Below are 13,842 nucleotides of genomic sequence, written 5' to 3' on the forward strand. Positions count from 1 at the left end.
TGTGAAATTGAAATCAATGGTCAAGAAAATCTGGGGCGGAAACCAGCGGGCGCTTGAAGAAACCCAGTCTGAAAGCGAGGCTCGTGTTGGTCAGCTCAAACGCGAGTTTGCCAACCATCCGTCCAAGGGGCTGACACCGGAAAAACTGCACCGCATTCTTGAAGCGGCTGAACAGGGCGATCTTTCTGCCCAGTCCGAGCTGTTTGAGGATATGGAAGAGAAAGACCCACAGATCGGGGCTGATATGGCGAAGCGCCGTCAGGCCGCAGCCGAACTCGAATGGCAGATATCGGCCCCGGATGGTGCAAGTGCCCTTGAACGCAAGGCGGCGGATTTCTGTTCCGAGGTTTTCTCCTCGATCGAGGTTGAGAATCTGGTCGTCGATATGGGATCAGCGTTCGGACATGGTTGGGCGCAGCTCGAACTGCCCTGGGATCGTGACGGCCAGGAGCGCCGGATTTGTCAGCCGATCTTGCGCCCGCATAGCTGGTTCGCGCTTGACCAGCATGATCAGAACAAGATTGTGATTAAAGGTCTGCAAGGCGAGGAAGCGGAGCTTTGGCGGCTTGGCTGGGTGTCGCACCGGCATAAGGCGAAGCCCGGTTATGTGGCGCGTTCGGGCCTGCACCGCATGTTGGTATGGCCCTATCTGTTTCAGAATTATGCGCTGGGCGATCTGGCCCAGTTGCTTGAGGTTTATGGTCTGCCTGCGCGGATTGGCACCTATCCGCGTGGCGCATCAAGTGCCGAAAAAGCGGCATTGCTGCGTGCGGTCGTATCGCTTGGTCAGTCTGCTGCGGGCATTATTCCGGAAGGCATGAAGATTGATTTTCTGACTGCAGCCGAAGGCCGGGCAGATGTCTATCAGGCGATGATGAACTGGTGTGAGCGGGCCAAGGCCAAAGTCATCCTGGGCGGAACACTGACCAGCGGTACTGGTGAAGGCACAAACACCAACGCGCTTGGAAATGTGCATGAGCGCGGCCTTAACAGTCTGATCCGGTCGGACGTGCGTCAACTGGCCGGGACGATCCGGCGCGATATCCTGTGGCCGATGGCGGTACTTAATTTCGGGATCGAGGATATCAACCGCGCGCCGAAATTCTGGCTCGATACCGACGAGACCGAGGATTACAAAACCCTTTCTGACACGCTGCCGACCTTTGTTGATATGGGCATGAAAATCCCGATGTGGTGGGTGCATGAAAAAACGGGCATTCCGACCGCAACGGATGTGGATGAGGTTTTGCAGGCGAAAGCCAGGCCCGCGCCATTTGCCCCGGGAGAAGCAGCTCCGGGAGAAAGCGCCCCCGCTGATCAGACCAGCGTCGCGGCAACGCGGATCGCGGCCCTGAAATCCGGTACGGCTCTTGCCAGTGATGCGGTGCCCGCCCAGATCGAGGCGGCGATGAAGGCCGACCCGACGGTGGGATGGATCGAACAAATCCGCAAGGCTGTGGACGAGGCCGAGAGCCTTGAGGTGCTGCGCGACAGGCTGGTGGAAATGACCGCCGAACTTGATACAGGAAGCCTTGCCGATGCGCTCTCCGAGGCAATGGCGGCGGCCCATTTGGCTGGACGCTATGATCTGATGGAAGGGCTCTGACATGGCGTCATCGGCGCAATATGGCAGTGTATCTTTCAAACAGCAGATCGATTTTTTTCGATCCAAGCTGGCCATGCCAACCAGAGCATGGACCGACCTTTACGGCGGAGAGCACGACCACGGCTTTATGGTGGCCGGGGCAAGCAAGATGGTGCTGATCGAGGATCTGCAGGCATCGATCACGAAGATGATTGATGAAGGTCTGACGATTGCGCAATTTCGCAAGGAATTTGACGAGATCGTCGCCCGACATGGCTGGGATTACAAAGGCGGTCGCAACTGGCGAACGCGGGTGATTTACGAGACCAATCTGCGCCAGTCCTATCATGCGGGGCGCGAAGCGCAGATGGCGGACCCGGCCTTGCGCAAAAGGCGACCATACGGGCTTTACCGGCACGGGGGATCGTCTGATCCGCGACCGCATCATCTGGCAAAGGATGGCTGGGTTATTCCGCTTGATGATCCGTTCTGGGATACCTGGTCGCCGCAAAATGGCTGGGGCTGCACCTGCAAAAAATTCGCGATTTCCGCCCGTGATGTGGAACGCATGGGGCTGACCGTGATGGAGCAGGCCCCCGATATTCCGATGGTGACAAAAACCGTTGGCGTGAACGGTCCCAGTCCGCGCGAGGTGACGTTGCCGGAAGGGATTGATCCGGGGTTTGAACATCGGCCTGGCGGGAGCCGGATTAGGCCCATGTCACCGCCCGAGATCGAACAGCCGATCAAATCGGTGCCGGGTCGGCACTTCCCGGACCGGCCCGCAACGGATGGCTTGCCGGATGCGCGGGATTTTGCCGGTAGCCTGCTGGCAGAGGGGTTGGCACCCGAAATCTATATCGACAGCTTTTTGAAGGAATTTGGCGCAAGCCTAGATGCGCCGAAAGTGTTTGTCGATGCGGCAGGCGAACCGCTGGCGATTTCGGATGCGCTGTTTCGCCATCCTGGTACCGGCAAGCTGAAGGTTGGTAAACAGGACCGGGCGCGGTTTTTGCCGCTTTTGGCCAGAGCCATCAAGGAGCCTGATGAGATATGGATTGCCGGCGAATTTCACGGGGCGACAAACAGGCCGGTTTTGCGGCGGCGCTATATTGCCCGTTTTTTGATTGAAGGCGAAGCCCAGCCCGGCATTGCGGTATTTGAATGGGGGCGTGATGGCTGGGCGGGTGTGACGACATTTCCCTCAAGCGAAGATTATATAAGGGAATTTCGCAACGGCGTTTTGCTGTATCGGAGAGATTAGGTTCGGTCGTCGCCGCGACCGAACCGGTTTGCACATGAGGGAGCTCGGCGAAACAGTCTTCTCGTGCAATAACCCTGATGAGAATTATAGGAGAAAGCAGTGGCCGGAGCAAGTTTGCACATTGATCTTGACGACCGGGTGGTTCAGCGGCGTCTTGCGGAGATGCTTCGGCGCGGGCAGAATCTTGAACCGGTATTCGCCGATATTGGTGAATATCTGGATCTTGCCCACCGGGAACGGTTTGATCGCGAAATTGATCCCCAGGGTAAAGCCTGGGAACCGCTGGCCGAGAAAACGATTGAGCAGAAGCGCAAAAAAGGCCGTGATGGTGGCATCCTTGTTGAAACCGGTGATTTGCGCGATTTGCTGCGTTACCAGATTTCTGATGACGCACTGGAATTCGGGACAGACCGGATTTATGGCGCGACCCAGCAATTTGGCGATGAGGATCGTGGGATCCCTGCGCGTGAATGGCTGGGCTTTTCGCGAGAGGATATGAAAGAGATTTCCGATATTATCGGTGACTGGCTGGTTGGCGAGTAATCGCTTTTGATTTTTCGCCGCAGGTGCGTTTTTACCTGCTTCCGGGCATGGTTGTGGCATGCAAGGGGGTTAAATGGCCTCTGACGCCTCTTAAACGCTCTTAAAGGCCTCTGAATATTGATGGCATACCCCGCTTTGCAGACTTGTACCTGATGATGTTTCGGGTTAGCGTTCGTCGCATCGGATAAATCCCCCCTGAAATTGAAGAAATCACCCCGAGGGCGCAATGCTTGCGTCCTTATTGCGTTTTGAGCCATCGGCAATACTGCCGGTCATGAAAACGCACCCGTCTTCCAAAACACATATGCCAAAGATTGCTGTTTGTGCCGTGTCCCTTGACCGCGCGCAGGGCGATTTGAAGCGCCTGATGCCTGCTGGCACATTCTCCGCGCCACGCGGGGCAATGTCGGGTCAGGGGCCGTGGCATCTTGACCAGCAATCGGCGACAGCCCTGATTGCGAGTGCGCGCAATCGCTCAACCAATATCGTGATCGATTATGAACACCAGACCCTGATGGCCGCCGAGAATGGAAAACCTGCCCCGGCATCAGGCTGGGTTGATCCGAAAACGCTGGAATGGCGCGAGGACGGCCTGTACGGCGTGATCAAATGGACGGCTGCGGCCAAGGCGATGATTGATGCTGAAGAGTATCAATATCTGTCGCCAGTCTTTCCCTATGACGCAAACGGCACCCCGCTTGATCTGTTGCAGATTGCGCTGACCAACACCCCGGCCATTCACGGGCTGGATCAGCGTGCGCTGGCCGCAGCGCGTGCGGCCCTTCCTTCTGATAGCGAACATTCCCAACCGGAGACCGATGAGATGGACCTCAAGATCCTGCTCGAAGCCCTTGGGCTTCCCGATGACACGACGGAAACCAATGCCCTCAAGACGGTTGCCGCCCTGAAAGCTGGCAATGACCAGCTTGCCGCCCTGCGGGCCGAGCTTGGCCTTAAGGATGGCGATGACGCCAAACCTGCCATTGCCGCCCTTAAAGCAACCCCGGCTGGTTCTGTGCCGCAACCGGTTTATGACGAGCTGAAAACCCAGCTTGCCGCGCTTAAGGCCAGTGGTGAGGAAAGTGAACGCAATCGCCTGATCGAGGACGGCATGGCCGATGGCCGCATTGCGGGCAAGGCAACAGCAGACTGGCTGCGTACCCAGCCGATTGCGGTTCTGAAGTCCCATCTTGCCGATGCGACCCCGCTCGCCGCGCTTAAAGGTATGCAAAGTGCCGGTAAGGAGCCCGACAAAAAAGCGGGTGCTGCCGGTCTGTCGGATAACGATCTGGCTGTTTGCAAGCAGATGGGGATCAGCCCCGAAGAATACGCGAAAGCGAACGCCTGATCGGGCGATCCTGGTCTTAACAGCTAGAGCGGAAAGGATGAGATCATGACCGCCGCATCGAAGAATACCAATACCCCCAGCCGCGCAAGCCATTCACGCGGATATGGCATGACCGCTGCGAAGCACGCTTATGCCGGTACAATGGCCGTTTTGAATGGCGGGTTTGTTGAACCGGCGACCACAGCGACCGGTCTGATCGCGGTCGGCGTGTTTCAGGCCGAGTATGACAACAGCAATGGCGGGGATGGCGATCTGCTCGCCACTGTCGAGCGTGGCATTTTCCGCTTTGCCAACTCGACCTCGACCGATGCGATTACGACGGCCGAGATCGGCAAGGCCTGCTACGCGGTGGATGACCTGACCGTTGCCAAGACCGATGGGTCGAGCGCACGCAGTGTCGCGGGCATTGTCGATGATGTCGATGACAGTGGCGTGTGGGTCCTGGTCGATCCGACCAGCGGCGTTCTGGCCTAACCGTATATCCCCGAAAGGACTGTAATTATGGATTTGACAACCTCCAATCTTGAAGCCCTTTTCAAGGGTTATAAAACTTCGTTTCAGCAGGGTTTTTCGTCACTGGGCGCTGAAGATGACGTTGCAGGCATGATCGCAACCCCGGTGCCCAGCACGACGGCGGTTGAAGTCTATCCCTGGCTGAAATCGCTGCCGGACTTGCGTGAATGGATCGGCGACCGGGTTGTTCATTCACTGGAAAGCGCTGACTTTTCGATCAAAAACCGCAAGTTCGAACTGACCGAAGGTGTTTTGCGCGACAAGATCGACGATGACACCTATGGGATGTACGGACCGCTGTTTCAGGAAATGGGGCGCTCGGCCCGTGCGCATCCCAACAAGCTGCTGGTTGAACTGATCGAAAGCAACCCGCTTTGCTATGACGGGCAGAACCTGTTCGATACCGATCATCCGGTTCTGGACGCAGATGGCAAGGAAACCAGCATTTCAAACGATATGGGTGGTGCCGGTTCTGCCTGGTACGTGATGGATCTGTCACGCTTCATCAAGCCGTTCATTTTTCAAAAACGCCGCGACTATGATTTCCGGTCGATCACGAACCTGAATGATTCAAACGTCTTTATGACCGACAAATTCATGTATGGCGTTGATGCCCGCGTGAATGTTGGCCCCGGCCTGTGGCAGCTCGTCGTGCGCAGCAAACAGACGCTGAATGCGGAAAATTATGAAGCCGCCCGTCTGCGCCTGCAGGGCCTGCTGGGGGATTATGGTCGCCCGCTCGGCCTTGCGCACACTCACACGATGGTGCCAAGCACGCTTGAAGGTGCAGCGCGCAAGGTGATCGGTAATTCGTTGGCCGCCGGTGGCGAAACCAACGAATGGTTCAACACATCCAAAATCATTCTCAACCGCCGTCTTGCTGCGGTCTGATCCGGCGTCCTTTCAGGATGGCGAAGCCCAATAGGAGAGTAGCATGGCAGCGCGCAAAAGCGGGAATGCAGCACCGAAGGCATCTGCATCTTCGGCGAAAAAGAAAGATCAGGAGGAAGCTGAAAAACCAGCTTCCTCCGGCCCGGTGGCGGTGAAAACCGACGCCGACACCGGTGATAGCCAGGACAAGACGGCGGGCGACGCTACTGCCGAAAACGTCGTCGATCAGGCCGACGGGCAGACGGGTGGCGAAGAAGAACAGGACACGGACAGCCAGGATGACCAGGACTTCCTGTTGCCCGAGGCGATCATGGTCAAAACCCGGCGGGGTCTTGTGACATTTCGCCGGGCTGGCCTGCGCTTTGGCCGGGAGCCGGTGACGCTGAAAACTTGCGACCTGACCGATGATCAGATCGGGGTCATTTTTGCTGAACCCAATCTCGTGGTTAAGGAAGCCTGACATGCCCTATGTCAGCGCAACCGACCTTGGCAATCGCATCGGGGCGGATCAGCTGACCCGGCTGGCCGACCGCGATGGCGACGGGGTGGCGGATACCGGCGTGATTGAGGCAGCTATTGCCGAAGCCGACGGGGTGATCGATGGCTATTTGACAGGTCGTTATGAGCTGCCGCTTTCAAACCCGCCCGCTCTTTTGACCTCTATTGCCTGCGATTTGATCCTGTATGCGCTGCATCCGTGGGGTGCACCCGAGGAGGTTCGTAATCGCCGTAATGACGCGATCAAAATGCTGCAATCGATTGCCGATGGCAAAGTTGTCCTCGATGGCCGTATCCCCAGCGACGATGAGCCGCAATGGGGGGATGCGCTGCCGGTGATGACCGATCCGCGCAGGATGGGGTTTTGAGATTATGGCGAATCCCGCACCACTGATCCGTGATCGTCTGAAGGCCGAAATACCCGAGCTTCGTGAAGTGCGCGGCGCGCTTGATCTCGCTGCGATCAGGGGCAGTCTGGTGCGGTTTCCTGCCGCCTTCGTTTTTTTGGCGGCTGATAGTGCCACACCCAATACCCGTGCGGTCGGCGCATTTGTACAGAATGTAACTGCGGATGTTGCCGTGGTCCTGTGTGTGAAGGGAGCGAATGACCCCACCGGCGAAAAGACATCGGACGAGTTGGAGGATTTGCAGGCCCAAGTCCGCACTGCCCTGATCGGCTGGGAACCGGGCAATGGTTTTGAACCGCTTGGTCTGCGACAGGGCAAAATGCTGGGTTTTAAAGAGGGCGTCGCCTTCTGGCAGGACACGTACCAGGCACGCGATGAATTTCGCGCCTGATTTTTAGGGAAAGGAGCCGGTCATGAAGGGCGGGCGGTATCAGAAAGACAGCAAGACCGGTGATGTGACGCGCATCGAGCATATGGGCAAGCCGGTCAAAAGCGAGAAACCAAAGCCGGTTGCAAAGCCTGCAAAGGACAAGGAGTAACACCCCATGAGCCTCAAATGGCGCAAGACGGTCATTCTGGCCAAGCTGGAAACGACTTACGGCACGGACGCCAGCCCGACCGGGGCGGCCAATGCGATTCAGGTTTCGGAAGCAACCGTCACCCCGCTGGCGGGCGAGGAACTGGATCGCGGGCTGATGCGTGAGACCCTGGGCTCCAGCCCGTCAATCCCGGTTGGGTCGCACGTTACCTGTGAATTTACGGTCGAGATTGCCGGTTCCGGGGTGGCGGGCACGGCCCCCGCCTTTGGGCCGTTGCTCCGCGCCTGCGCGATGGCCGAGGTTGTCGATGCTGGCGTATCTGTTGCTTACAACCCGATTTCCGAGGATGAAGAGTCGGCATCGATCTATTTCCATCGCGACGGCAATCTGTTCAAGCTGATCGGCGCGCGGGGCAATGTCACCGCTGAAATGAACGCTGACAGCCTGCCGGTGTTCAAGTTCAGCTTTACCGGGCTTTGGACGGAGCCGTCATCGGCAGCCCTGCCAACCAGTGATTTTTCGGCCTTCATTCCGGCCCTGCCGGTCAACAACGCCAACACCCCGACCTTCAATCTGCATGGCTATGCGGCGGTGATGACCGCCTTTACCTTCAATCTTGGCAATACCATCAATCATCGGGATCGCGTCAATTCCGAGGAAGTGAAGTTTTCCGACCGCAAGATGAGCGGATCGGCCACCTTTGAAGAACCGGCAATTGCCACCAAGAACTTTTATGCGTTGGCCAAGAACGCAACGCTTGATGCGCTGCAACTGGTTCATGGCACCAATGCGGGCAATATCGTGACCATCGACATGCCCAAGGTGCAGCTTAAAACGCCAAGCCAGAGCAACGAGGACGGTACCGTTCTGCTGGCTGTGGCTCTGACGCCTACACCCGATGCAGGTGATGACGAAATCACGCTCACATTCACCTGACCGCACCTGATCATTGATCTCTCAAAGCCCATTAAGAGGGCTTTCAGACCGCTTTTAATGGAGTTTCCAAAATGACTTTTGTTCTTCGCGAGAACCATACCTTCAAACGCAAAATCGAGGTGAAGGTACCAAACGACAATGGTGGTTTCACCGCACAGAGCTTTATGGCGACCTTCGATGCAATTGATAGCGAGGAAGCCGAACAGCTTTACGAAGACGCGGATACGCACAAAGACCGGGTGTTGCTGCGTCGCGTGTTTATCGACTGCGACGGTATCAAAGATGAAGAGGGCAATGTCGAAACCTTTAGCGACGATTTGCGCGAAACGTTGATCAAAATCCCCTATGTCGCCCTGCCTTTGATTACCGAATTCTGGAAAGGGTTATCGGGGCAGAAAACAAAAAACTGATTGGGGCTGCTCGCCAGTGGGCGGCAGGCGAGCAGCATTCCAGCATCGATACCGACACCCTGATTGACGATATGCGTGCCTGGGGCGCGTCAGAGGACCAGATTTCGCAATGGCTTTCACAGCAGCAAAAACAGAACAGCGAATTCGCCGTGCGGCCCGAAAACTGGCCTGCGGTGGAACTGTTTTTGGTGGCTGCAACCCAATGGCGGCTCGCGACCAATGGTGCGCCCTATGGGCTGGATTATGCCGGGGTCGAACTGGCGGCCCGGTGGGCGGAATTGAAAATCACGCCCGAGCTGTTCGCCGATTTGCGAATTATGGAACAGGCGGCAATCGCCAAATTTGCCGAGTTGCGTGCGAGGTAGGTCATGAGTGATCTGATCATCACCGCACGTTTGCGCGCCGATTCCAGGGGGTTTGTGGGTGATCTGCGCCTGTCGCGTGCGGAGCTTGACCGTTTGAGGGACAGTTCCGGTCGCGCCGGGCGGGGCTTTGACCATTTGTCAGCGCAGACCAGCAATGTGACGGGCATGTTTTTGAACATGCGCAATGCGGTTGCAACGCTGGGTCTTGGCCTTTTGGTGCGCCAAATTTACCAGACCGGCAACGCCTTTGAGGGCTATGAAAGCACCCTGCTATCGGTTGCAGGCACACATGAAAAAGCCGCTGCCGAGATGAATTATGTGCGAACCCAGGCTGACCGGCTGGGTCTCGCGCTTCAATCCACCACCGACCAATATAGCCAGGTTGCAGCAGCGGCCAAAGGCACTGTGCTGCAGGGCCAACCGGCGCGGGATATTTTTGAAGCGGTGTCGGAAGCGATGGTGGTGCTTAATAAATCATCTGCCGATACCCAGGGCGCGCTAACCGCAATCACGCAGGTCATGAGTAAAGGCACCGTTCAGGCCGAAGAGTTGCGCGGCCAACTGGGCGAGCGCATTCCCGGAGCGTTTCAGATTGCCGCGCGGGCGATGAATGTCTCGACGCAGGAACTGGGCAAGATGCTGGAACTCGGTCAGGTGACGGCGGAAGACTTCCTGCCGAAATTTGCTGCCGAGTTGCGCAAGACCTATGGCGAGGCTTTGCCATCAGCGACACGACGTGCGAGCTCCGAATGGAACCGCATGATGAATGTCATCACGGACAGCGCCAATACCGCCTACACATCGGGTTTTGGGGAGACACTCGCAACCGAAATCCGCGAGATTACGGATCTTCTGAAAAGCCCGGAGATCGAGCAGGCTGCTGTCAGTTTTGGTGAACTGCTGGCACAGGGCACCGCGCTGGCCAGCGATGGTTTGCAGTTCGTAATTCAAAACGGGCATGAGGTTTTATCCGTTCTGGCCGGTATCGCAGCTGTCAAAACCGCATCAACCCTGATCAGCATTGGGGGTGCGGCTTTACGGGCAGCGGCAGGGCTGGCCGCGTTTGCTTTTACGCCGGTCGGGGCGATCGCGATTGCGCTGGGGGTTGCAACGGCGGCTGTTGTCGCCTTTGGCGATGAGACGGTCAAGATTAACGGCAAGACCGCCACCGTGACCGATTACGTAGTTGCTGCGTGGGAGATGACGCGCGATGCCGTGGTGGCCGGTTATGGCTGGATGGCCGACGCCAGCGCGACCGCCTGGCAGGCGGCGGAGGACTATGCCAGTGGCGGCTGGTCACAAAAACTTGGCAATCTGTGGATTAAAATTGCCGAAATTGCCAAGAGCAATATCAACGCCATGATCGGGGCCTTTGTCAGTGTCGGCGACATTGGCAGCCTGCTGGTTGACGACCTGTATCTGAATTTCAAATGGCTGTTTGACGCCATTGGCAAATATTACACATGGCTGGTGGAAACCGCTGGTCAGGTCGCCGACAAGATTGGCGAATTTTTTGGCAAGACAACCGAATTTGCCAAGGAAGCCCTTAAGGAAATCGGTGTTGCCGCTGCCGAGGAGCTGGGACGCGCAGACCTTGGCGAGAAGATCAACAGGGCCGTTGAGGGCAATTTCAACCGCGACTGGCTGGCAGATGCCTGGAAAGCGAGCGCCGATCTGGCAACACCCGTGATCGATGACGTAGCGAGCCGTGCTGCCCAGCGTTATCAGAAACGCATTGCTGAAACAAAACCTGCCCCCGTTACCAAGCCAGAGCCCGGTGCCGGCATTGAGAACAATCCGGGAGGCGGGAACACCGCGCCGGTCATCACCGCCCAGCAGCAAACCGCGCACGCCAATGCGATCAAGCGTATCAAGCAGGGTTATCTGGATTTGTTGTCGCCCCAGGAGCGCAACATTGAAGCTGCGAAGCAGTGGTACGAAGAAGCCCTCAAGGGGCTTGATGCCAACCAGAAAGGCTATGCCGAATTCAAGGCGGAAGCCGACGAGGTTTACCAGTACCTGATCGAACAGGGCTCGACCGACTGGCAGGCGGGGTTAAAGCGGGGCCTGCGCGAGATCGGCGAAGAAGCCAGCGATATGGCCAGCCAGACCGAACGCGCTTTGACAAATTTCAACCGGGCGGGAGAAAACGCCTTTGTCGGCCTGACGCGCGGCACCAAAACCTTCTCGCAGGCCTTTGGCGACATGGCTGACAGCATTATCAATGACATTTTGCGCATGATCTACCAGCAGCAAATTGCCAAGCCGATTGCCGGTTTTGCCAGTGATTTTCTGACCAGTTTTATTGGTGGTTTCAGCTTTGGCGGTACGACGAATTTCGACAGCACATCTGCACATTACAATGGTGGTCGCACCGGGGTGAATACATCGGCGATCGGGTCTTTCCATTCCGGCGGCATGGCACGTAATGGCGGGGAAAACCCGCGTATGCTGCCCCATAGCCTGTTTGACAATGCCCCGCGTTTTCATACTGGCCGTATTCCCGGCCTGAAACCGGGCGAGCTTGCAGCGGTGCTTAAAGACGACGAGGAAGTCCTGACTGCGGACAATCCGCGGCACATTTTCAATGCTGGCCGGAGCGGCTCAATCGGCGGAAATACCGGCATGATTATGCTGGAACCGAAATTCGAGGTCACGCTTGAAAACCAGACCGGGCAGGAGATGGCGCAGCCGACGGTGGAAAGCCGAGGCACGAAGAATGGTGCGCAGCAGCTTTATATCCTGCTGAAACCGATGATCGCCAATGACATTGCCAATGGCTCGCTCGGCAAGCAAATCGGCTCGCAATTCAATACCTCTCAATCATTGATCAACAGGTGAGACATGGTTGAAAGCTATCCCGCATCTCTTCCATCCGACCCGCTGATCAATGGCTATCGCGAAAGCTGGGTTTCCAACTTTTTTGAAAGCAGTACGGATAGCGGTAAGCCGCGCCGCATGAAGCGGTACACAAAACCGCCTCGCCAGTCTTTGACCGTGACGGTACCGATGAAACGCAGCGAGGTTGCGATTTTTGAGACGTGGTTTTGGGAGACGCTGGAGGGTGGGCTGTTGCCGTTTTCTTTCCTTCATCCGCGCCGCAACACGCTGCTGACCTTCTGGTTTCGCAAGGATGCCAACCCTGATCCCAAACCGGTCAAAAACGGCCAGGAATGGGAAGTGACATATGAGCTGGAGTTTGAACGTGGTTGAGAAAATTGGTCGTTTAAGCCCGGAAGCCACCAAGGCCGTGCAACAGCAGGAGATTGACGAGGTTTTCCTGACCGCGCTTGACATTTCGCATCCCGAAATGGCCGAGACCCTGCATGTGATCAACAACACCGAGGATCTCGAACGTCTTGGCAAAACCTATGTTGCCTTGCCGTTTGATTTGAACCTGCCCGATGAAACGGCGGATGAAATGCCGCGCATCGATCTGGCGATGTCAAATTTTCCCGATGATAACGGGCAAACCCCGATTGCGGACGCGATTGAAACCATGTCGGTTTCACCCCTGTTTTCCCTGTCGGTCTTTTCGGCTGCACGCCCCGATGTGACCGAATATGGCCCCATCACGCTGGAGCTTGAGCAAGCCAGTTATGACCAGGGCGAGATCAAGGGCACCCTTGTGATGGACCCGCATATGACCCGCGAACCGCATCCCAAAGACAGTTGGGATGCCTCGATTGCACCCAACATTTTCACGAGAAAGGTCTGATCATGATTGTCGGGATCAGCCCCTGGGCAAGGAAATATGTCGGCATTCCCTTTGCCAAACGCGGACGGGGTTTTGACGGGGTGGATTGTTATGGGTTGCACTGGTTGATTGAAAAAACCGAGGCTGGGAATGAATTGCCCCTGCTTGATTACGCCTTCGAGCCGCGCGATGTGCGCGGCATTTCCCGGTTGTTTGCCGGGGAAATGCCGCTCTGGCACAAGCTCGATGCGCCGAAAGATCGCTGTGTGGTGATGTTGTTGACCGGCGGTGTGCCTTCGCATGTCGCGGTGGTTTGCGGCGACGGCCTGATCATTCATGCCGATGATGACGCCGGTAGGGTCATTTGTGAGCGTCTGGCCGCCCCGGCATGGCCGGAAAGCCGCATTGAGGGGTTTTATGCCTTTGAAGGAGGGGCGTGATGGGGTCAGGACTTTTGTGCGCAGCCTACTGCCCAAGCATAATCACGATCAATGATGCTCTCAATTTTGTGCCACATCTCGATTTTGGTGCTATTTGGCGTGACCTGCGTAAATTGAGCAACTCCATACCAAGTGCCGTTAGTCGCGTAAACGTGCTCCGCAACCTTGCGTTCTGTGTAAATGTGGCCACGGCCACCATACATGTACGGCGTATAACACCTGAAAACATCCTGGTAGTTACCATCGACAATTGTTGTTCGGTGATAAGAGCTTGCCTTCAAATCTTGAAGGCTATTTGCCCCGCAGGCCGTCAACATCAAAAGGCACATAACAGTAATCAAACTTCGCATTTCAACGCCCCTTTTTTGAATTTGTTGTCAAAGACTATTCAGGGTTGCGAGGGCTG

At 56.6% G+C, this 13,842-nt stretch carries 18 protein-coding genes; 17 read left to right on the top strand and 1 reads right to left on the bottom strand.

Annotated features, from left to right (window positions below; genetic code table 11):
* Position 1: 1 nt before the first annotated feature.
* From CSC3H3_RS15295 to CSC3H3_RS15370, 17 genes are all read left to right on the top strand, one after another.
* On the top strand, positions 2-1,606 hold the full coding sequence (locus CSC3H3_RS15295) for a DUF935 domain-containing protein (RefSeq protein ID WP_101285396.1): 1,605 nt from the start codon (positions 2-4) through the stop codon (positions 1,604-1,606).
* A 1-nt stretch (position 1,607) separates the two neighbouring features.
* On the top strand, positions 1,608-2,849 hold the full coding sequence (locus CSC3H3_RS15300) for a PBECR2 nuclease fold domain-containing protein (RefSeq protein ID WP_101285397.1): 1,242 nt from the start codon (positions 1,608-1,610) through the stop codon (positions 2,847-2,849).
* 99 nt (positions 2,850-2,948) lie between these two features.
* Complete coding sequence (locus tag CSC3H3_RS15305; RefSeq protein ID WP_157831919.1) at positions 2,949-3,392, top strand: phage virion morphogenesis protein; 444 nt, start codon at positions 2,949-2,951, stop codon at positions 3,390-3,392.
* A gap of 304 nt (positions 3,393-3,696) precedes the next feature.
* Positions 3,697-4,740, top strand: coding sequence for a phage protease (locus CSC3H3_RS15310; protein ID WP_215907512.1), 1,044 nt, complete (start codon positions 3,697-3,699; stop codon positions 4,738-4,740).
* A 45-nt stretch (positions 4,741-4,785) separates the two neighbouring features.
* The gene (locus tag CSC3H3_RS15315; protein WP_101285399.1) at positions 4,786-5,214 is read left to right on the top strand and encodes a hypothetical protein; all 429 of its coding nucleotides are present in this window, start codon (positions 4,786-4,788) and stop codon (positions 5,212-5,214) included.
* Positions 5,215-5,241: 27 nt separating this feature from the next.
* A complete protein-coding gene (locus tag CSC3H3_RS15320; protein WP_101285400.1) occupies positions 5,242-6,144 on the top strand; it encodes a Mu-like prophage major head subunit gpT family protein in 903 nt (300 codons plus the stop codon).
* 43 nt (positions 6,145-6,187) lie between these two features.
* Positions 6,188-6,604, top strand: a complete 417-nt coding sequence (locus CSC3H3_RS15325) for an HI1506-related protein (RefSeq protein WP_101285401.1) — start codon at positions 6,188-6,190, stop codon at positions 6,602-6,604.
* A 1-nt stretch (position 6,605) separates the two neighbouring features.
* Positions 6,606-7,010, top strand: a complete 405-nt coding sequence (locus tag CSC3H3_RS15330) for a gp436 family protein (protein WP_157831920.1) — start codon at positions 6,606-6,608, stop codon at positions 7,008-7,010.
* 4 nt (positions 7,011-7,014) lie between these two features.
* Positions 7,015-7,440, top strand: coding sequence for a phage tail terminator protein (locus tag CSC3H3_RS15335; RefSeq protein ID WP_101285403.1), 426 nt, complete (start codon positions 7,015-7,017; stop codon positions 7,438-7,440).
* Between the two features lie 22 nt (positions 7,441-7,462).
* On the top strand, positions 7,463-7,588 hold the full coding sequence (locus CSC3H3_RS25105; protein ID WP_281262531.1) for a hypothetical protein: 126 nt from the start codon (positions 7,463-7,465) through the stop codon (positions 7,586-7,588).
* A gap of 6 nt (positions 7,589-7,594) precedes the next feature.
* On the top strand, positions 7,595-8,524 hold the full coding sequence (locus CSC3H3_RS15340; protein WP_101285404.1) for a phage tail tube protein: 930 nt from the start codon (positions 7,595-7,597) through the stop codon (positions 8,522-8,524).
* A gap of 71 nt (positions 8,525-8,595) precedes the next feature.
* A complete protein-coding gene (locus tag CSC3H3_RS15345) occupies positions 8,596-8,934 on the top strand; it encodes a hypothetical protein (RefSeq protein ID WP_101285405.1) in 339 nt (112 codons plus the stop codon).
* Positions 8,935-9,005: 71 nt separating this feature from the next.
* Positions 9,006-9,299 carry a DUF1799 domain-containing protein gene (locus tag CSC3H3_RS15350; protein WP_101285406.1) on the top strand — a complete coding sequence of 98 codons (294 nt, stop codon included), beginning with the start codon at positions 9,006-9,008 and terminating at the stop codon, positions 9,297-9,299.
* A 3-nt stretch (positions 9,300-9,302) separates the two neighbouring features.
* Positions 9,303-12,140 carry a tape measure protein gene (locus CSC3H3_RS15355; protein WP_101285407.1) on the top strand — a complete coding sequence of 946 codons (2,838 nt, stop codon included), beginning with the start codon at positions 9,303-9,305 and terminating at the stop codon, positions 12,138-12,140.
* 3 nt (positions 12,141-12,143) lie between these two features.
* Entirely contained in the window at positions 12,144-12,512 is a 369-nt protein-coding gene (locus tag CSC3H3_RS15360) for a hypothetical protein (RefSeq protein ID WP_101285408.1), read from the top strand.
* Positions 12,487-13,017 (top strand): DUF1833 family protein, encoded by a 531-nt coding sequence (locus CSC3H3_RS15365; protein WP_101285409.1) that lies wholly within the window; start codon positions 12,487-12,489, stop codon positions 13,015-13,017. Before CSC3H3_RS15360 ends, CSC3H3_RS15365 begins: the two co-directional genes overlap by 26 nt.
* Before the next feature lie 2 nt (positions 13,018-13,019).
* Positions 13,020-13,436, top strand: a complete 417-nt coding sequence (locus tag CSC3H3_RS15370) for an NlpC/P60 family protein (protein ID WP_101285410.1) — start codon at positions 13,020-13,022, stop codon at positions 13,434-13,436.
* A gap of 5 nt (positions 13,437-13,441) precedes the next feature.
* Here CSC3H3_RS15370 and CSC3H3_RS15375 read toward each other — a convergent pair whose 3' ends face one another.
* Positions 13,442-13,786 carry a hypothetical protein gene (locus CSC3H3_RS15375; protein WP_101285411.1) on the bottom strand — a complete coding sequence of 115 codons (345 nt, stop codon included), beginning with the start codon at positions 13,784-13,786 and terminating at the stop codon, positions 13,442-13,444.
* Positions 13,787-13,842: the final 56 nt, after the last annotated feature.

The organism is Thalassospira marina, assembly GCF_002844375.1.
GTDB classification, from domain to species: Bacteria; Pseudomonadota; Alphaproteobacteria; order Rhodospirillales; family Thalassospiraceae; genus Thalassospira; species Thalassospira marina.

What these genes read in the sequence shown, in the direction of transcription:
- CSC3H3_RS15300 (WP_101285397.1), top strand. Translation starts at nt 1,608, where the DNA reads ATGGCGTCATCGGCGCAATATGGCAGTGTATCTTTCAAACAGCAGATC.
- CSC3H3_RS15310 (WP_215907512.1), top strand. Translation starts at nt 3,697, where the DNA reads ATGCCAAAGATTGCTGTTTGTGCCGTGTCCCTTGACCGCGCGCAGGGC.
- CSC3H3_RS15315 (WP_101285399.1), top strand. Translation starts at nt 4,786, where the DNA reads ATGACCGCCGCATCGAAGAATACCAATACCCCCAGCCGCGCAAGCCAT.
- CSC3H3_RS15320 (WP_101285400.1), top strand. Translation starts at nt 5,242, where the DNA reads ATGGATTTGACAACCTCCAATCTTGAAGCCCTTTTCAAGGGTTATAAA.
- CSC3H3_RS15325 (WP_101285401.1), top strand. Translation starts at nt 6,188, where the DNA reads ATGGCAGCGCGCAAAAGCGGGAATGCAGCACCGAAGGCATCTGCATCT.
- CSC3H3_RS15330 (WP_157831920.1), top strand. Translation starts at nt 6,606, where the DNA reads ATGCCCTATGTCAGCGCAACCGACCTTGGCAATCGCATCGGGGCGGAT.
- CSC3H3_RS15335 (WP_101285403.1), top strand. Translation starts at nt 7,015, where the DNA reads ATGGCGAATCCCGCACCACTGATCCGTGATCGTCTGAAGGCCGAAATA.
- CSC3H3_RS25105 (WP_281262531.1), top strand. Translation starts at nt 7,463, where the DNA reads ATGAAGGGCGGGCGGTATCAGAAAGACAGCAAGACCGGTGATGTGACG.
- CSC3H3_RS15340 (WP_101285404.1), top strand. Translation starts at nt 7,595, where the DNA reads ATGAGCCTCAAATGGCGCAAGACGGTCATTCTGGCCAAGCTGGAAACG.
- CSC3H3_RS15345 (WP_101285405.1), top strand. Translation starts at nt 8,596, where the DNA reads ATGACTTTTGTTCTTCGCGAGAACCATACCTTCAAACGCAAAATCGAG.
- CSC3H3_RS15350 (WP_101285406.1), top strand. Translation starts at nt 9,006, where the DNA reads ATGCGTGCCTGGGGCGCGTCAGAGGACCAGATTTCGCAATGGCTTTCA.
- CSC3H3_RS15355 (WP_101285407.1), top strand. Translation starts at nt 9,303, where the DNA reads ATGAGTGATCTGATCATCACCGCACGTTTGCGCGCCGATTCCAGGGGG.
- CSC3H3_RS15360 (WP_101285408.1), top strand. Translation starts at nt 12,144, where the DNA reads ATGGTTGAAAGCTATCCCGCATCTCTTCCATCCGACCCGCTGATCAAT.
- CSC3H3_RS15365 (WP_101285409.1), top strand. Translation starts at nt 12,487, where the DNA reads ATGAGCTGGAGTTTGAACGTGGTTGAGAAAATTGGTCGTTTAAGCCCG.
- CSC3H3_RS15370 (WP_101285410.1), top strand. Translation starts at nt 13,020, where the DNA reads ATGATTGTCGGGATCAGCCCCTGGGCAAGGAAATATGTCGGCATTCCC.
- CSC3H3_RS15375 (WP_101285411.1), bottom strand. Translation starts at nt 13,786, where the DNA reads ATGCGAAGTTTGATTACTGTTATGTGCCTTTTGATGTTGACGGCCTGC.